Annotated in this window: 17 protein-coding genes and 3 pseudogenes; 8 read left to right on the forward strand and 12 right to left on the reverse strand. The window is 36.5% G+C overall.

Annotated features, from left to right (window positions below):
• Nucleotides 1-87: 87 nt before the first annotated feature.
• Nucleotides 88-645, reverse strand: a complete 558-nt coding sequence (locus Ami3637_RS01885; protein WP_243158074.1) for an N-acetylmuramoyl-L-alanine amidase family protein — start codon at nucleotides 643-645, stop codon at nucleotides 88-90.
• A 121-nt stretch (nucleotides 646-766) separates the two neighbouring features.
• Nucleotides 767-1,443: pseudogene (locus Ami3637_RS01890) on the reverse strand (uracil-DNA glycosylase).
• A 162-nt stretch (nucleotides 1,444-1,605) separates the two neighbouring features.
• Between Ami3637_RS01890 and Ami3637_RS01895 the strand changes: the two are divergent.
• The 4 genes from Ami3637_RS01895 to Ami3637_RS01910 are packed head-to-tail and all read left to right on the forward strand — an operon-like array spanning nucleotide 1,606 to nucleotide 5,071.
• A complete protein-coding gene (locus Ami3637_RS01895; RefSeq protein ID WP_162361089.1) occupies nucleotides 1,606-2,328 on the forward strand; it encodes a DUF6873 family GME fold protein in 723 nt (240 codons plus the stop codon).
• A complete protein-coding gene (locus Ami3637_RS01900; protein WP_162361090.1) occupies nucleotides 2,325-3,377 on the forward strand; it encodes an elongator complex protein 3 in 1,053 nt (350 codons plus the stop codon). Before Ami3637_RS01895 ends, Ami3637_RS01900 begins: the two co-directional genes overlap by 4 nt.
• 51 nt (nucleotides 3,378-3,428) lie before the next feature.
• A complete protein-coding gene (locus Ami3637_RS01905) occupies nucleotides 3,429-3,692 on the forward strand; it encodes an ACT domain-containing protein (protein WP_162361091.1) in 264 nt (87 codons plus the stop codon).
• 20 nt (nucleotides 3,693-3,712) lie between these two features.
• Nucleotides 3,713-5,071 (forward strand): PFL family protein, encoded by a 1,359-nt coding sequence (locus Ami3637_RS01910; RefSeq protein WP_162361092.1) that lies wholly within the window; start codon nucleotides 3,713-3,715, stop codon nucleotides 5,069-5,071.
• Between the two features lie 71 nt (nucleotides 5,072-5,142).
• On the opposite strand, the gene Ami3637_RS01915 is transcribed toward Ami3637_RS01910, so the two are convergent.
• From Ami3637_RS01915 to murB, 7 genes and pseudogenes are all read right to left on the reverse strand, one after another.
• A complete protein-coding gene (locus Ami3637_RS01915; protein WP_162361093.1) occupies nucleotides 5,143-5,352 on the reverse strand; it encodes a zinc ribbon domain-containing protein in 210 nt (69 codons plus the stop codon).
• 118 nt (nucleotides 5,353-5,470) lie between these two features.
• Nucleotides 5,471-5,698 (reverse strand): hypothetical protein, encoded by a 228-nt coding sequence (locus tag Ami3637_RS01920; RefSeq protein WP_162361094.1) that lies wholly within the window; start codon nucleotides 5,696-5,698, stop codon nucleotides 5,471-5,473.
• 259 nt (nucleotides 5,699-5,957) lie between these two features.
• Nucleotides 5,958-6,836, reverse strand: a pseudogene (whiA, locus tag Ami3637_RS01925) (DNA-binding protein WhiA); the annotation flags it as partial.
• Between the two features lie 84 nt (nucleotides 6,837-6,920).
• Entirely contained in the window at nucleotides 6,921-7,745 is an 825-nt protein-coding gene (kce, locus tag Ami3637_RS01930; RefSeq protein WP_162361095.1) for a 3-keto-5-aminohexanoate cleavage enzyme, read from the reverse strand.
• Between the two features lie 85 nt (nucleotides 7,746-7,830).
• On the reverse strand, nucleotides 7,831-8,676 hold the full coding sequence (gene rapZ, locus Ami3637_RS01935) for an RNase adapter RapZ (protein ID WP_162361096.1): 846 nt from the start codon (nucleotides 8,674-8,676) through the stop codon (nucleotides 7,831-7,833).
• Between the two features lie 7 nt (nucleotides 8,677-8,683).
• Complete coding sequence (locus tag Ami3637_RS01940; RefSeq protein ID WP_162361097.1) at nucleotides 8,684-9,454, reverse strand: PHP domain-containing protein; 771 nt, start codon at nucleotides 9,452-9,454, stop codon at nucleotides 8,684-8,686.
• Nucleotides 9,455-9,478: 24 nt separating this feature from the next.
• On the reverse strand, nucleotides 9,479-10,411 hold the full coding sequence (gene murB / locus Ami3637_RS01945) for a UDP-N-acetylmuramate dehydrogenase (protein ID WP_162361098.1): 933 nt from the start codon (nucleotides 10,409-10,411) through the stop codon (nucleotides 9,479-9,481).
• Between the two features lie 337 nt (nucleotides 10,412-10,748).
• On the opposite strand from murB, the pseudogene Ami3637_RS01950 reads away from it, so the two are divergent.
• Nucleotides 10,749-12,016: pseudogene (locus Ami3637_RS01950) on the forward strand (argininosuccinate synthase).
• A 34-nt stretch (nucleotides 12,017-12,050) separates the two neighbouring features.
• Here the strand turns inward: Ami3637_RS01950 and Ami3637_RS01955 are convergent.
• Complete coding sequence (locus tag Ami3637_RS01955) at nucleotides 12,051-12,779, reverse strand: Fic family protein (protein WP_162361099.1); 729 nt, start codon at nucleotides 12,777-12,779, stop codon at nucleotides 12,051-12,053.
• 114 nt (nucleotides 12,780-12,893) lie between these two features.
• Here Ami3637_RS01955 and Ami3637_RS01960 point away from each other — a divergent pair, with 114 nt between their 5' ends.
• Genes Ami3637_RS01960 through Ami3637_RS01970 form a run of 3 tightly spaced genes read left to right on the forward strand, consistent with a single transcriptional unit; the run spans nucleotide 12,894 to nucleotide 14,773 of the window.
• A complete protein-coding gene (locus Ami3637_RS01960) occupies nucleotides 12,894-13,592 on the forward strand; it encodes an MgtC/SapB family protein (RefSeq protein WP_162361100.1) in 699 nt (232 codons plus the stop codon).
• Nucleotides 13,593-13,613: 21 nt separating this feature from the next.
• Nucleotides 13,614-14,216: a hypothetical protein gene (locus Ami3637_RS01965; protein ID WP_162361101.1), complete on the forward strand. Its 603-nt coding sequence runs from the start codon at nucleotides 13,614-13,616 to the stop codon at nucleotides 14,214-14,216.
• Nucleotides 14,213-14,773 carry a YfcE family phosphodiesterase gene (locus Ami3637_RS01970; RefSeq protein WP_162361102.1) on the forward strand — a complete coding sequence of 187 codons (561 nt, stop codon included), beginning with the start codon at nucleotides 14,213-14,215 and terminating at the stop codon, nucleotides 14,771-14,773. The genes Ami3637_RS01965 and Ami3637_RS01970 overlap by 4 nt, the downstream gene beginning before the upstream one ends.
• Before the next feature lie 24 nt (nucleotides 14,774-14,797).
• Here the strand turns inward: Ami3637_RS01970 and Ami3637_RS01975 are convergent, their stop codons facing one another.
• Nucleotides 14,798-15,883, reverse strand: a complete 1,086-nt coding sequence (locus tag Ami3637_RS01975; protein ID WP_162361103.1) for an HD domain-containing phosphohydrolase — start codon at nucleotides 15,881-15,883, stop codon at nucleotides 14,798-14,800.
• A gap of 53 nt (nucleotides 15,884-15,936) precedes the next feature.
• Nucleotides 15,937-17,199 carry a response regulator gene (locus tag Ami3637_RS01980; RefSeq protein WP_162361104.1) on the reverse strand — a complete coding sequence of 421 codons (1,263 nt, stop codon included), beginning with the start codon at nucleotides 17,197-17,199 and terminating at the stop codon, nucleotides 15,937-15,939.
• Nucleotides 17,200-17,201: the final 2 nt, after the last annotated feature.

Raw genomic sequence — 17,201 nt, forward strand, 5'->3', positions numbered from 1 at the left:
CCTTAATCTTATTGTATGTGTTTAAATTCAAAATAATATTATACCAAAAAATTTTATAACCGCCAATAGATTTGACGGTTATTGCTGTTAAAATGGATCTACAAATGGCATTCCAAAATACTCGGTTAAAGAAAATGCCAGATTTTCTGCAATTGCTTCAATATTTGTTGCAATCCAGTTGGCATCTTCATAATTGTCATGATATGCCAGCTCAATCAAAATCGATGTAGCTCTGGTTCTTCTCAGTTCTGCAAGAGTAGTATTTGGAATTGTAGTCACTAAATCTGGATTTGGGTAAATTGCCATAAGATTTTTGGCAAATATATCAGCCGCCTTTTCGCCAGCCATACTAAATGCATAATAATATATGTCCGGTCCTTGAAGCATTCCTGCTAAATTCTCGGGTGCAGCGTTTGAGTGAAGGGCTAAATGTAAATCGTATTCTCCTGCATTGGACTGCTCAATGACCTGGGCCAGAGAATCATTTGGATTATTACGGTTGAAGGAAATATTATTTGCCCTCAGATAAGGTACCATGGCATCAACGATAAGGTTCATGTAATATTCTTCACTCCCACCAATAATATATTCATTATAATCCTGAACGGAAGGGCTCAAATAAACACTTGGCATTGTTGTATCCATATATCCTCCTAACTTATGCAAATCTGCATAACTATCAATATATATATCATATATATGCCAAACCTATTTGTTATGTACCTGAAGCTTCATTATTGTTTACCAGCCAGAGATAAAATGCAGTCTATATATCCTCAATCTGCCAGTCTACAGGTTCTATACCATTAGTTGAAAGGAACTCATTGGCTTTGCTAAAATGTCTGCATCCAAAGAAACCACGATAAGCAGACAGCGGACTGGGATGAGGTGCTTCCAGAATCAAATGTTTAGGATTAGTCAGCATTTTTTTCTTGGATTGTGCCGGCCTCCCCCACAGAAAATAAACAACGGGCCTGTCCTGCCCATTTACTGCACTGATAACAGCATCCGTAAACTGTTCCCATCCCTGACCCTGATGAGAATTTGCCTGATGTGCCCTTACCGTCAGAACAGTATTCAATAGCAGAACCCCCTGATCCGCCCATTTTTTCAGATATCCGTTATTTGGTATTCTGCAGCCAAGGTCCTCATGCAGCTCCTGATAAATATTTACAAGAGAAGGAGGTATTTCTTTCTGACTGGGAGGAACCGCAAAGCTTGTGCCAATTGCCTGGTTTTCATTGTGATAGGGATCCTGTCCAATAAGCAGTACCTTGACATTTTCTAGGGGGTAAAGTGAAATGCATTAAAAATGTCATCTGCTGCTGGATAAATTCTTCTGGTTTTATATTCCTTTATTAAAAACTGGCGTAACTGTAAATAATATGGTTTCTCAAATTCATTACCAATTACATCAAGCCAGTCGTTACTAATCTTTGGCATGATTATTTCTCCAATCTATATAAATTATAACTTTAATTTATTATACCATTTTGTTTTATGTTATAATAGTACAAACATGAATGCTAAAAGTCATAAACAGGTCATGTGCTTGAGATTCATGTTAAATTGAAAGTTTATTATATTATTAAGGATAGAAACTATATGAGTATTATCTATATATCAGAAAATGCCCACGAAATACTTTTGGACTATCTTCAGAATTCAGGGCACAAACTGGTTTTCATAAAAGACACAGGTTTAGTATATCCGGAAGTGGCTGCACATGCAGATATTTATATGTGCAAATTAGGTGCAGAACCGGAATCCCCTGTTTTCCATGCTGGGCCCCCATCACAGTCAGGTCTGGGTTATCAATATCCGGAAAATGTGAAATATAATGGGGTTTGTATGGGAAATTATTTTATTCATAATTTAAAATATACATCTCCAACTCTGCTGGAACAAATAAAGCATTCAGGTTTCCGGCCAATACAGGTCAGTCAGGGCTATACAAAATGCAATATGGTGGTTGTTAATCCCTTTTCTGCTATTACTTCTGATGAAGGAATCTATAAAAGTGTAAACCATTATTTTGATACTTCAGAATTCCTGTCTCGCCAATCTGCACCAGGTTCCTGGGCCGACAAACTTAATCTCCTTCTTGTCAGACAAGGTCATGTAAAACTGGGCAGGTTTCCCTATGGATTTCTAGGGGGAGCTTCCGGCAGAGTAGGAAATGAAATACTCTTTAATGGAAATTTAGAGGCACATCCTGATTTTGAAATAATCTCAGAATTTATAGAATCCCAAAATCTGAAAATAAAGTACTTTGAAGAATATCCTCTTGAAGATATCGGATCAATCATTGAATGGAGAGATAAATGAAAAAACACGCAATCATACCTATTTTTATCCCACATGAAGGGTGTCCCAATGACTGTGTCTTCTGTAACCAGAAAAAAATCACTGCAAGGCAGAAACCCGTTCACCCAGAAGATGTAAAAAATATTATAGAACAATATCTGACTACATTAACGGGACGAGGTCTTGAAACAATTGAAGTTGCCTTTTTCGGAGGCAGTTTTACAGGAATACCCCTTCTGGAGCAGAGTGCCTATTTAGCTGTTGCAAAGCAATTTAAGGATAATGGATTCATTGATAAGATTCATCTTTCTACCCGGCCAGATTATATAAATGAGGAAATTCTGGACAATCTAAAGTATTATGATACAGATATCATAGAACTTGGTGTTCAATCTTTTGACGATTCAGTGCTCAAAGCATCAAACCGTGGTCATAACAGTGAAATAGTCTATTCAAGCTGTGAGTTGATAAAATCATACGGTTTCCAGCTGGGAATCCAGTTAATGATTGGTCTTCCCGGAGATACGCATGAAAAGTCCCTTTACTCAGCCAGAGAAACTGTGAAAATAGGGCCATCCATTGCACGCCTTTATCCAACTATAATCATTGATGACACAGAACTTCTGGCTATGTACAGGCAGGGAGCCTATCAGCCCCTTTCTCAACAGGAAGCCGTTTTTACCACGAAAGAAATGTATAAAATATTAAACACGGCAGGAATAAATATCATTCGGGTAGGTCTTAAAAGTACGGATATTATCAGCGAAAACGGGGCCATTACGGGAGATACCTACCATCCCGCATTCAGACAGCTGGTGGAAGCAGAGATTGCCAAGGAAGTCCTTGAAGATAAATTAGTAAAGCTTTTATCTTCTTCTGAGCAATACTGCAGCAAATCTACAATGGAAAAGCAACACTTCACCTTTGAAAGTAATTCCAGATGCTTTTCAAACATGATTGGTAATAAACGCAGCAATAAAGAATACTTTTCTAGAAAATATCCCAATTTACGAATCCGTTTTGCTGAAAATACTTTACTTGCGGACAACCATTATAATGTGTTAAAATAATAAAATATTATATACAAATTTGTTAAAATTCACAATAGGAGGATTAAATATATGAAAGCAGTAGTAACAGTAATAGGGAAAGATATGGTTGGCATCCTGGCAAAAGTCAGCACTACCTGTGCAGATGCCAATGCAAATGTACTGGAAGTAACCCAGTCCGTCCTTCAGGAATATTTTGCCATGATCATGCTCATTGATATATCAAAAATGAACTGCGAATTAGATTCATTAAGAGAAAATCTGCAGAAAAATGTAACAGGCATGACCATTCACGTTATGCACGAAGATATTTTCAATTCAATGCACAGAATTTAATTTATGGGGAGGAACATGTAATGCTGAATATGACAGACATCATGGAAACCATCACCATGATACAGGATGAAAATCTGGACATTCGAACAATCACTATGGGTATCTCACTGCTTGACTGTTGCGACAGTGATATTGATAAATCATGTGAAAAAGTATATAACAAGATTTATAATTATGCTAAGGATCTTGTAAAAACAGGAGAAGATATCGAAAAGAAATATTGTATTCCAATTGTAAATAAAAGGATTTCAGTAACACCTATCGCCATGCTTGTGGGTGCATCCGGCGGAGATCCGGTAAAATACGCAAAAACGTTAGATAAAGTTGCAAAAGATGTAGGGGTCAACTTTATCGGTGGTTTTTCTGCTTTAGTCCACAAAGGTTTTTCTCCTGGGGATAAAGAGCTCATCGAAGCCATTCCAAGAGCCCTTGCCGAAACAGACTTCGTTTGCTCTTCCATAAATATTGGTTCAACAAAAGCCGGAATAAACATGGATGCTATTAAAATTATGGGTAATATAGTAAAAGCCACTGCAGAAGCAACAAAAGACAATCAATGTATTGGTGCTGCAAAACTTGTAGTCTTCTGCAATGCTCCCGAAGATAATCCTTTTATGGCTGGTGCCTTTCACGGTCCTGGAGAACCAGACTGTGTTCTAAATGTGGGAGTGTCAGGTCCGGGTGTGGTACGTGCAGCTCTTGCAAAAATGCCTGATGATGCAGATCTGACTGAAGTTGCTGATATGATAAAAAAGACTGCTTTTAAAATTACCCGAATGGGACAGCTTGTTGGTTCAGAAGCTTCAAAACGTCTTGGCGTACCTTTTGGTATTATTGATTTATCTCTTGCGCCAACTCCAGCTATCGGAGATTCTGTTGCTCATATATTAGAAGAAATCGGACTGGAGCAATGTGGTACCCACGGAACTACTGCTGCTCTGGCAATGCTTAATGATGCAGTCAAAAAAGGTGGTGTAATGGCTTCCTCCAACGTAGGTGGTCTGTCTGGAGCGTTTATTCCGGTGACTGAAGATGCAGGCATGATTGACGCTGCCAGAGCCGGAAGCCTGACTATAGAAAAACTGGAAGCCATGACCGCTGTGTGCTCTGTGGGCCTGGATATGATAGTAATTCCTGGGGATACCACTCCGGAAATAATCTCTGCTATTATCGCCGATGAAGCAGCCATAGGTATGGTAAACTCAAAAACTACTGCTGTAAGAGTGATCCCTGCTGTGGGATTAGCGGAAGGTGAAGAATTGGATTTTGGAGGTCTTTTAGGGAATGGTCCTGTTATGAAACTTCATTCCAAATCTCCTGCTAAGATGATTAACAGAGGTGGAAGAATACCTGCCCCTCTTCAAAGTTTAAAAAATTAAAAATTCAAAATAAAAATTAAAATGCTAAGGATAAAAATCCTTAGCATTTTTTAAAAAGTTAATTATTCAAGTTAACCCATAAGGAAGTCTAAAATATTCCATCCTGTGGAAGCGCCTGCCTTATATAACTCCGTATAGCCACACTGGGTGCAGCTAATTGTGATAAACTTCTTATTTTGTACATCAAATATTTTTGCGAAATTTCCTCCTGTGGCCTGAAACTGATCATGTTCATATTCGTGACATCCGCATTTAGGACATATGTATTGCTTTTTTTCCATTATTAAATCCCCCTATATATTAATATTATCATATTCATACTTACTAAATCATATTATCACATCATTCTTAAAGAATTATTAACACCAAGTTAAAATTACATGAACATACATAATATAATTAAAAGCAGTCCCGCTCTGTACTTCCTACTATAATAGCTACTGTGTTTATAATGACTGCAAACAAAATTTTGCCTCTTTTTTGTGTAAAATACTTAACCAATTCTACAAAAAATATTTCCTCAGTTATTATTTTTTTGGCATTATGTAAACTTCCCTTTGTAAAATAAAGTCGTTTTCCACAACCTATAAATCCCAGATTTTTAAACAATTCGTCACTTTTCCACATAGTTCGCAAAAATTGTATACAATTTTATCCCATAGTACCTGTGAATAACTACATTCTACACATCCTTTGATATTACTTTATTCCAGCTTTTTTTACATTTGTCAACAAGAAGTTATCCACAGGTTTACTCCCTTTGTGCGTACTATGTTTTTTCAAAAAAACTTGACATTCGACAGCAAATTTCTATCTTCATATTATATGAATTTTTCTGCAATTTCCTCAATCTTTTTCAGTCGGTGATTCATCCCGGATTTTTTCAGTGGTGGCTCCATCATATCAGCCAGTTCCTGCAATGTGGCATCAGGATTTTCCAGGCGAAGTAATGCCACTTCCTTTAATTTATCATTTAAGAAATCCAATCCCTTTTTACTGTCTATTAATTTTATAGCTTCCACTTGCTTTTCAGAGGCATTTAAGGTTTTATCCAGATTGGCACTGTCACAATTATTGATTCTGTTTGTTTTGTTACGCATTTCTTTCATTATTCTTATATCTTCAAATTTAAGTAACTGTCCATGCGCCTTTAATATATTTAAAATGTCTGCTATCTGTTCAGATTCCTTCACATATACAACATAACTTTTCTTTCTTTGTACCTGCTTTGCATGTAAATCAACAAAACTGTTAATCATTTTTTTACGTCATTTGACAAGGTCTGGGTGTTACACACAAATTCAATATGATATCCCTTTTCTGGATCACTAATGGTGCCTGCACCTAAGAATACTCCTCTTAAGTATGATTTTCTGCAGCACTTGGTTTTTATTAAACCTTCATAAATTCCGTCACTTATAAAGTTCATACCCTCTCTGACCATTAAAATTCCTGTTTCACGTAAAATCTGTTCACTACGTTCTTCTGGTCCTATATTAAGTAAATATACATGTCCTTTTTTTAATGTGGTTCCCTGTCCTATTTCAAGATTTGCATCCACATCAAAATACTCTTTTATTATTATTTTAAAATGTCTTGCCACAGCTGGATTTTCTGTAGTAATTATAATATTGAATTTACCGCCACCTGCCAGCCTTATACTTCCACACATACGAATAAAGCCTGCAATTTCTGCAAGCATGCAGCATTTTTTCTCCGGCTCCAATCGGGCCAGTTCATTTTTTGTATCAACTGAAAATGACATATTATCCCTCTAACTATAAATTTACTAAAAAAGAGCGCTGCAAACCTAAAAAAGCTTGAAGCGCCCCCATTTATGCATCTATTACTATTTCTGCTTCATTCCTAAGATTTCTCTTGCTTCAGTAGGATTTGCAACTTCTCTTCCAAGAAGCTTTGCAATTTCTACAACCTTAGCAACCATTTGTCCATTGCTCTCTGCAAGAACACCTTTTTCCATATAAAGGTTATCTTCAAAACCTACTCTTACATGTCCGCCTAAAGAAATTGTGGCAGCAGCAATGTGCCAAGCATTCTTACCAAGTCCTGTAGCAGTCCATGTTGAACCAGCAGGAAGGCTTTCTACCATAAATAACAGGTCACGAATTGTAGCAGTCATCTGAACTCCAAGTACAAAGTCAAAGTGCATTGGGTGTTCTAATAAACCTTTTTTATCTGCTTTTAATGCAGTGTCAATCATTCCCTTATCAAATACTTCTAATTCAGGCTTGATTCCTCTTTCCTGCATAATCTTTGCAAAGTTAAAGATAGTGTTGTCTGTATTTACGAAGATATCATCTCCACCAAAATTGCAAGTACCACAATCTAATGTAGCAAATTCTGGAGTTGGTACAATCTCAGTTGACTGTAATCTTTCTAAGTCAGTCATACCAACTGCTCCACCTGTTGAAGGCTGGATAATAGCATCTGGGCATTCTTTTCTGATAGCATCAACACATACCTGGAATCTATCCTTACTCTGAGTTGGAGTACCATCATCTTCTCTTACGTGAAGGTGAATTACTGAAGCACCTGCATCATAAGCAGATTTTGCTTCTCTAACAATTTCTTCCACTGTGTAAGGAACAGCAGGGTTCTGTTTTTTGGTTACTTCTGCGCCACAAATAGCAGCAGCAATTATTAATTTTTCCATAAGTATTTTTCCCTCCTAAATTAATTAATAAAAATTCAGCATAGCCAATCTCTCAGCATGAAACTAGCCACTATATAGTATACCACTAGAGGTCCCTATGCTCAATAGTTATTCGTAAACCTTGTTCTTTAAATTTTTTCGCAAAAACATTAGCCATGGTTACAGATCTGTGCTGTCCGCCTGTACATCCAAAAGCAAGATTTAAATGATATTTTCCTTCTCTGATATAGCAGGGAATCATCTCAGTTATCATTTTATCTGCATTTTCAATAAAATTCTGTGTTTCCGTAAATTTCAGCACGTAATCCTGTATTTTTTTGCTGTTCCCTGTTAATTTTTTTAAACTTGGTACATAATATGGATTTGGTATAAATCTCATATCAAAAACCATATCTGCTTCAAGAGGTATTCCATGTTTAAAACCAAAAGAAGATATGTTAATGATAAACCCAGCATCCTCTCCCTTTGTAAAAATGTCTTTAATTTCTTCCCTGAGTCTTGCAGATTTCATATTAGATGTATCAATAACAAAATCAGATATGGCTCGTATTTCCTTCAGAACCTCTCTTTCCCTTCTTAATCCGGATAAGGTTTCTCCACCTTCTGCTAAAGGATGCTGCCTCCTTGTTTCATTAAATCTTCTAATTAAAACTTCATCTGACGCTTCCAGAAACAAAACTTTAAAGTTAAGTCCCATCAACCTTAAATCCTGCAGACAGGGTTTAATTTCATCGAAGAATTCTCCTCCGCGAATATCGGTAACAAAAGCAGCTTTCTCGATAGAACTTTTTTCATTCATTGCTAAAGTAATGAAATTTCTTATTAAGGCAGGGGGCATATTATCAATGCAATAGTACCCTAAATCCTCCAGGCAGTTAGCTGCCTGAGATTTGCCTGCACCAGATAAACCTGTTATAATTACTGCTTCCATTGTAGATTTATATCCTTTCTATATTAACAATTCTGGCTAAATCAATACCAGCTTCTATAGCTCGATCCAGCCCTCCTTCAAAGTCCCCTATTCTGCTTGGATGATGAGCATCACTGCTAATGATAAATCCCACGCTGGTAAGCGCAGCAGTTTTTATTTCCTCAACAGTCAGATGATCATGCCATGTGCTGATCTCCATCAAAGTACCACGTTCAGCGCATGCTTTTGCAATTTCCAACAGATCAAAGGGACCTTTATCTCCGGGATGCGTTAATATTTTCAAATTATTCTCATAAACCGCCTTTACGGTCATTTCAGTATTCTTACGTCTAAGCTTTTTTACGGATTTTGAATCCATCAAACTTTTTTTCTTCATATGGTTGTCCAGATAGTTACTCACACAGTATCCATTTAGCACCCCATAGTGATATCCACCAATAACAAAATCATATTGTAAAAATTCATCTGGTGTTACATCCAAATAAAAGCCCTTATTTATGATATTGGCTTCAACCCCAAGACATATATCTATCTGAGGAAATTCTTTCTTTAAGGATTCAATCTGCGCCCTCATTTCTGGAACAGCTTTTCTCTTTATGCCATAAGTCAGGTGTCCTGGTCCATGGTCTGTAATGGCTACTTTATTTAATCCTCTGCTCAGAGCTGCCAGAACATTTTCTCTTATAGTGCCCTTTCCATGTGAAAACACCGTATGAGTATGTAAGTCATACGTCATTCTATACCCTTTATATACTTTAATTTCTTTATTTTCTTCCACTGCATTTCACCCCTTCTGCTTCGATCAATCTCCAAGAATTCTTACTTCAGGCTCTAATCTTACACCAAACTTTTCAAAAACAGTATTTTGTATAAGTTTCATTAATTTCAAAATATCTCCTGCAGTAGCGTCTCCATTGTTTACAATAAAACCAGCATGCATCGGTGATACTTGTGCTCCGCCAACACTTAATCCCTTCAGCCCAGAATCCTGTATCAGTTTTCCTGCATAGTACCCTTCAGGTCGTTTGAAAAAACTCCCTGCACTAGGTAAATTAACAGGCTGTTTCTGATTTCTTTTCTCCATAAGTTCTTTCATTCTTTCAGCAATGATATTCTTTTCTTCCAGTTTCAACTGAAAAGTAGCATAAATAATAATATCTCCGGTTTTCTGAAATGAACTGGTTCTGTAACCCATCAGCATTTCTTCTCTTGATATTTCATATTCCCTGCTTCCGTCTTTGGTGATTGCCTGTACTGATACAATTATATCTTTTATCTCTCCCCCATAAGCTCCTGCATTCATAAATACGCCGCCGCCAACACTTCCGGGTATACCGCTGGCAAATTCCATACCGGAAAGTCCATGTTCCATAGCCGCTTTTGCTACTGCGGTTATTTTGGCACCAGCATATGCTGTTATTTTATTTTCTTCCACTTTGACTGTATTAAAACTGTTACCCAGTTTAATAACAATTCCCTTATATCCTCCATCTTTAACAAGGATATTGGAACCATTGCCCAGCAGAATATGGGGAACTTGTTCCTCTGTCAATAAGCATAATAATTTTTTAAGTTCCACAATATTTTCCACTATTACCATTGCAGAAGCATTTCCACCGGTCCTGAAGGATGTATATTTACTCATGGAAGCATTTATGATTATCCTCTCAAAGTTCACAAATTCTTTAATTTTCAAACATAAATATTCTATATCAATCTGTTTTTCAGATTTCATTCAGTCAGTTCCTCCCCAACTCATTATAAATTATTATAAACCTGTCATCCTTACTATTTGTGCATTACACTATATAAATAGTAAATTCATATCTACAGATAAGTATATCATATTTTTCCTGTTTCTACATCGTTTTATCCTGCTGCATATTTCTTTTTTATATACATCCATTTTTTGTATGTCAAACACACTATTTTTCTATTTGAACCAAAAAAAAATATTTTTTTGGTTTTAAATCACAAAAAACCACTTGATTTTTGTAATTCACCAGCGTATAATCATCTTAAATTACGAATAATTAATGATTTTTATGTATAAATTTTAGGAGGCACACTTAATGAATAAAGAAAAAATCGTATTGGCGTACTCAGGGGGATTAGACACATCCATTATCCTGACCTGGTTAAAAGAAAACTATAATTGTGATGTTATTGCCGTCTGCTGCAATGCTGGACAGAGAGAAGATTATGAGGCTATAGAGAAAAAAGCATACGCAACAGGTGCATCAAAATCATACATTTTAGATATACAGCAGGAATTTGTCACAGATTTTATATGGCCCACTTTAAAAGCTGGCGCTATTTATGAAAATGACTATCTTCTGGGAACATCTATGGCAAGACCTCTAATGGCCAAGAAACTTGTAGAAATTGCAGAAGCAGAAGGAGCTTACATAATTGCTCATGGATGTACCGGCAAAGGAAATGACCAGGTTCGTTTTGAAACTACTATTAAAGCATTAAATCCTGCTATCCGAATCATTGCCCCTTGGAGAACCTGGAATCTGGAATCAAGAGAAGATCTAATTGAATATGCCAAGGCCCATCACATTCCAATTGCACAAACTACCGAAAAGATTTACTCAAGAGATGAGAACATCTGGCACATCAGTCATGAAGGCGGAAATCTTGAAAATCCCTGGAATGAACATAAAGATGATATTCACGTTTTAAGTGTTCCGGTGGAACAGGCACCTGACAATCCAGCTTACGTGGAAATTAGCTTTGAACAAGGTATTCCTGTGGCCGTTAATGGTGAAAAAATGACTGGTGTTAAGATCCTTGAAACATTAAACAGCCTTGGCAGTGCCAATGGAGTTGGAACCATAGATATTATAGAAAACCGTCTGGTGGGAATGAAATCCAGAGGTGTATACGAAACTCCGGGGGCACAATCCTTTATAAAGCCCACTCAACGCTGGAAAAGCTCATTCTTGACAGAGATACCATGCAATATAAAAATATAGTTGCTCAAAAATATGCCCAGCTGGTTTATGATGGATTATGGTTTACACCAGTTCGAGAAGCCATTGCAGCTTTTGTAAATTCAACGCAAAAAGATGTAACTGGTACAGTAAAAATAAAACTATACAAGGGCAGTGCTATCCCTGTTGCATCCAAATCACCTTATTCTCTTTACAGCGAAGAATTCGCAACGTTCAGTAAAGATGAAGTATACGATCAAAGTGATGCAGAAGGTTTTATCAACTTGTTCTCTCTGCCTCTGAAAATCAGAGCCATTCAAAAACAACAGCAGTCTGGCGAAGTAAAAGGCAGTGGTACTTTAGAGAAAAAAATCCTTAAGGGTGGAGATTTCATCCGCTAGTGCAAAAAAAGAACTGATGCAAATCAGTTCTTTTTTATTCTTCTTCCTCTGTAATTTGCAGAAGTACATCAAGTTTATTGTAAATACCACGCTCTACAGCCTTGTAGAATGGTTCTATCTTCCTGTGTTTTAAGTATTCCAGGATTGATGTATTATACTCCGTTTCACTTAAACGTAGCTCAAACACCGGATATCCATCTCTCAACAGGGAGTAATACATAATCAGTCTGGCCGTAGATTCACAGTTATATTCAAATGGATAAATTTCAATGATTTTATTATGTAAATATGCCGCTTTTAAAAGTTTATTACCCTCCAGTTCTTCATCTGCCCTGTATGTCCATTTTATAAACTCCTCTATTTTTTCTTTCACATCCTGCCAGTGTGGAGGATTGTAATCAAGGGTATAAAGCACTGGATTACTTTTACGCCAGAGGGTTTCCGTTACCCCGCAGCTTACATTATGAAGATCTTCCATTATTTTAAGACTGATATCACTTTTAAGGTCAATAAAATTTTCCATCACAGATAATGTGTTTATATAATTTTCAATGGCCATGTGATCATTTAAAGTAGCTTCTGCCACAACCTTACCTGCTAAAATTGGTTTAATCTGCTCCTTTTTTATGATGCTTCCATCTAAATGAAGTGAAGTGTATAATAGTTCGCACAAATCCATTTCTTTTATTTGCTTTCTTATTCCTATGCTATACGGTTTTCTGCTATCTAAAATCAAACTTTTTTTCAAAATATCTTGATACATATTAGACCTCCGCATATATAAATAAAAAAAATACTTTCTTTTGTATATATTAACACATTATGGTACAATTACATATACTTAAATATTACATATCACTAAAAAGGAGTTGCTTTTATGCTCGCATTTCAATTGCCACATTACTTTTATGATGTAAATATTATATCTGTTGCTACCAGACTGCTGCTTGCAGTAGTATTTGGCGGTATAATTGGTCTTGAGCGGGGTGCTAACAATCATCCTGCCGGATTCAGAACGCACATTCTGGTTTGCGTAGGCGCTACACTGGCCATGCTTACCAATCAGTATATAAGTCAGTACCTGACCCCGGGGGCAGACCCTGCGCGATTGGGTGCCCAGGTTATTACAGGTGTAGGTTTCCTTGGTGTTGGTACCATTTTTGTAACAGGAAAACATAAAATAAAAGGTCTTACTACCGCTGCCGGTCTTTGGGCATCCTCCTGTCTGGGTCTTGCTCTTGGGATTGGATTTTACTCTGGTGCTTCCATTGCTGGCATACTTATTTTTATCAGCCTTGCACTTCTGCCTAAAGTAGAAAACTATTTCTATCAGAATGCACGTATGATTAATTTATATGTGGAAATGGATTCACTGCAAAATTTTAAAGATTTTGTATCTAAAATAAAAAGTATGGACATTGCTGTTCTGGAAACCCATGTCAGTAGCTCCGGACCTGTTGCTTCCAGTGGCATGGCATTCCATCTTTCGATTAAACTTCCTAAAAATCTTAAATTTGCAGAAGTAAGTATGATGTTTAATGACTTTAAGGGAATGCTACTATTAGAAGAAATCTAAATTAAAATGTGAGGTGATACTGTGAATCTGACAGATGCGAAACTTAAAAACATAATCTCTTTCCTACTTAAAAACAAGAAAGAATTAATTACTTTAACGGATTACTTTGAATACCAGGATATTGAAAATGGTATGCTGAAAATACCAGATTATTTAATCAATGTGGGTATAAAAGATAAAATAATGGGTTTGAAAGATGTTCAGAATTATTTAAAAGATTACACGGTTTTATTTCAAGGTGGTTGCATCATGCTGGATTTAAAACTTCATATAAAACAGTTAGGACCCGTATCCGCCAAGTATATGTTCTCTATTAAAGATTTCAGGTTTTCAGAAGACAGCACGCGTATCTATGCCACCTTTCAGGAAGATGTTAAATCCTTAGGTAATATCATGCAGTCTATGGCGTTAAAAGCAGCTATTTCAGGGGGTACTGCACTGCAAAAGGCTGTGAAGCTTACAAATTGCGATTTTATTTTCATTGACCAGCATAACGTAATGATTGATTTAAAGAAATTTGATATGATAAAAAAAATATCTGAGCTTTTTGAAATAAATTATGTAGACAGCAGCGAAGGCTGTCTGAAGTTCAGTTTTTATTATACAGGAGGACAAAAAGGTTGAAGTTATTTGTAATAAGTGATACACATGGAGAATTAAATAAAGTATATGAGGTATATAAGACGCTTACCTCTATTGATGCCATTATTCATTTAGGGGATTATTTTCAGGATGCTGAAGAACTGAAAAGTAACCTGGGAATTGATGTTATTTCAGTAAAAGGTAATATGGATGGATCCTACAGCCAGTCGGATTTTAAAATATTAACTACAGAATGCGGCAAACTATATTTATCTCATGGACACATGGAAAACGTAAAAATGAAATACCAGAATATTTTTTACAGGGCAGAAGAAGAAGGCTGTGTTGCTGCACTTTTTGGTCATACACATAAACCTGTCTTTTCCGAATTTAACGGGATATATCTGATAAATCCCGGCAGTCTGAGTTTGCCTGCAGATGGTACAAAAGGTTCTTATGCAATTGTAAATACTTCTCCTGAAGGTATCCAGGGTTCCATTGTGTATTATGGCGGAGAGAAAAAAAATACCGCCTCAAAAACTCCTAAGGTCCAAGGCGGTTACATACGCAGCCTCTTAAATTATAGCGATAGATTTTAATTCTATTGCTATAATGTTATAAGGCTAATCATCTTCCATAATCTCTTCAATATTATTTCTGAGTTCAATAAAAACTTTTGCAATTTCAGGATCAAAGTGAGTCCCACTGGATGCTTCTATTATTTTAAAGGCCTCTTCACTATCCATAGCCTCCTTATAACATCTCTTGGATACAAGAGCATCAAATACATCTGCAACAGCCATGATTCTGGCACTTAAAGGAATGTTTTCCTGGGTCAGCCCCTGTGGATATCCATTACCATTCCATTTCTCATGATGATAGGTAGCAATGTCAAAAGCAATATCAACAAATTCCTTCTTTTCTATCTTTGCCATTGTTGAACTTATAACATTTCCTCCTTGTTCAGCATGTTTCTTCATAATTTCAAATTCTTCCTCTGTGAGTCCCCCTGGTTTTTTTAATATAATATCAGAAATACAAATCTTTCCAATGTCATGCATAGGCGCGGCCTTACACAGATTTTCTATGTATTCGTCACTAAGTATGTCTGTAAACTTTCCCTTATCTCTTAAAGACCGGGCAATTAATTCCACATACTGGCTTGTCCTTTTTATATGCCCGCCGGTGCTATCGTCCCGACCTTCAATAAGATTTGCCATGCCTATTATAACTTCCTGCTGAATAGACATCAGTTCCTGCTGCTTGTGTGCCAATTCTTCTGCCTGCTGCAGGATTTGCTTGGATTGATGTCTTACGGCATCTTCCAGATTTTTTCTGTATGCCTGTAACTCCAGTGTCCTGTTTATCCTGTTTCTTATCACTTCAGGAACAAAGGGTTTGGATATGAAATCTACTGCCCCCATCTTAAAGCACTTTGCTTCTATCTGTGGTTCCGCATTAGCTGTCAAAAAAATTATAGGTATGTTCTTCCATTTTTCATTTTGTTGTAATGCTTCCATCACTTCAAAGCCGCTCATCTGTGGCATATTAATATCCAGCAAAATTAAATCCGGGACCGCCAAAGACAGAAATTGTAATGCCTTCCTCCCCGATAATGCCGCTCCAACTCTATAATCTTTTTCTAAAATGGTCTGAGCTATCTTTATATTTGACCGATTATCATCTACAATCAGGATCATTTGCTGCATATGCCTACCTCCAGAAACAAATTAATAAGTGTACCTGTCTAATCTAATTGAAATTATAACTGCCTGAGCATTATACTTATTGCCCTTTTTGCTTCTTCATACTCAAAGTCCTCCAGTTTTTCACAAATGTCTTTAATATATGGCTTTAGCTGTTCCCCTTTATAAGTATCATAAGAAAGTTCTTTTATGATTTTTTGTGCTTCTATAATTTCAAAGTTGCTGATTTTCTCATCCAACTCCATCAATAAGTCTTTTAGTATGTCTTTTTCTATTTCCTTTTCAGGTATATCCTGTCGTATATCAATATTTTCATTGCATTTCAGATTTTTATCAAATCGTTCCAAATATCTGGCAATGTCAGAAACCACCTTCTCATATAATTTTAATAATTGTTCATGATTATGTAAGATATAAGCTTTATCATTGGACTGACCTGCACATTCCAAAAGCCTAGCCTTCTCAGACAGGACTTCAGCGCCAATCCCCAGGGATGTACTTTTTACAGCATGAACTAATGTTGTATACAGGTTCCAGTCTTCATCTTCATAAGCCTCCTGAATTTTATCCATTGACTCTCGTCCAATATTTTTATATATTTTTAAAAGTGCATGATAGTTTTCAATATCTTCGCCAGAGTAAGACAGCCCCATTCTTACATTAATATAATCTCCCAGTTGTTTTTCTAAAATAGTTTTTTCCTTGTTTAACTCTTTATTCTGATTTTCAAGTTCGGAGGTTTTATGTACTATTTCAGGAGGCAGATATTTAATTAATAAACGCTCTAACCTGCTTCCCTCAATAGGTTTGGAAATGTAATCTGAAAATCCATAATCAAGATACATTTTCTTGGCATTGGATATGGCATTTGCTGTCAATGCAATCACCGGCGCTGATTTGCACAAATTATCATTCATGGATTTCATACATTCAAAGGTCTCAACCCCGTCCAGCCCAGGCATCATATGATCCATAAAGATTATATGATACACATTCTTTGTAATCTTATCCAAACACTCTCTTCCACTCACCGCAGTATCTATTTTAAGTTCTGTATTCTTCAAAAGTCCTGTGACTACAGCAAGATTCATAACATTATCATCGACAATGAGAATTCTCCCTTCTGGAGCGATAAAACTCTCTTTATAATACTTTCTTTGCTGTATACTTTTCTCATATTGCTCCTGAAAATCTCCAATTGCCTCATGACTGACAACAGTCTGAGGTATCTTCGCAGTAAATACAGAGCCTTTTCCATAAACGCTTTTAATGATTAAGTGCCCGTTCATCATATCTAACAGACTCTTGGTTATATTCAATC

The organism is Aminipila terrae (genome assembly GCF_010120715.1).
In the GTDB taxonomy this organism is placed as follows: domain Bacteria; phylum Bacillota; class Clostridia; order Peptostreptococcales; family Anaerovoracaceae; genus Aminipila; species Aminipila terrae.

Coding starts and splice junctions, on each gene's coding strand:
- Ami3637_RS01955 (WP_162361099.1), bottom strand. CDS start 12,779: ATGTATCAAGATATTTTGAAAAAAAGTTTGATTTTAGATAGCAGAAAA.
- rapZ (WP_162361096.1), bottom strand. CDS start 8,676: ATGGAAGCAGTAATTATAACAGGTTTATCTGGTGCAGGCAAATCTCAG.
- kce (WP_162361095.1), bottom strand. CDS start 7,745: ATGGAAAAATTAATAATTGCTGCTGCTATTTGTGGCGCAGAAGTAACC.
- murB (WP_162361098.1), bottom strand. CDS start 10,411: ATGAAATCTGAAAAACAGATTGATATAGAATATTTATGTTTGAAAATT.
- Ami3637_RS01900 (WP_162361090.1), top strand. CDS start 2,325: ATGAAAAAACACGCAATCATACCTATTTTTATCCCACATGAAGGGTGT.
- Ami3637_RS01885 (WP_243158074.1), bottom strand. CDS start 645: ATGGATACAACAATGCCAAGTGTTTATTTGAGCCCTTCCGTTCAGGAT.
- Ami3637_RS01920 (WP_162361094.1), bottom strand. CDS start 5,698: ATGTGGAAAAGTGACGAATTGTTTAAAAATCTGGGATTTATAGGTTGT.
- Ami3637_RS01960 (WP_162361100.1), top strand. CDS start 12,894: ATGCTCGCATTTCAATTGCCACATTACTTTTATGATGTAAATATTATA.
- Ami3637_RS01905 (WP_162361091.1), top strand. CDS start 3,429: ATGAAAGCAGTAGTAACAGTAATAGGGAAAGATATGGTTGGCATCCTG.
- Ami3637_RS01915 (WP_162361093.1), bottom strand. CDS start 5,352: ATGGAAAAAAAGCAATACATATGTCCTAAATGCGGATGTCACGAATAT.
- Ami3637_RS01975 (WP_162361103.1), bottom strand. CDS start 15,883: ATGCAGCAAATGATCCTGATTGTAGATGATAATCGGTCAAATATAAAG.
- Ami3637_RS01895 (WP_162361089.1), top strand. CDS start 1,606: ATGAGTATTATCTATATATCAGAAAATGCCCACGAAATACTTTTGGAC.
- Ami3637_RS01910 (WP_162361092.1), top strand. CDS start 3,713: ATGCTGAATATGACAGACATCATGGAAACCATCACCATGATACAGGAT.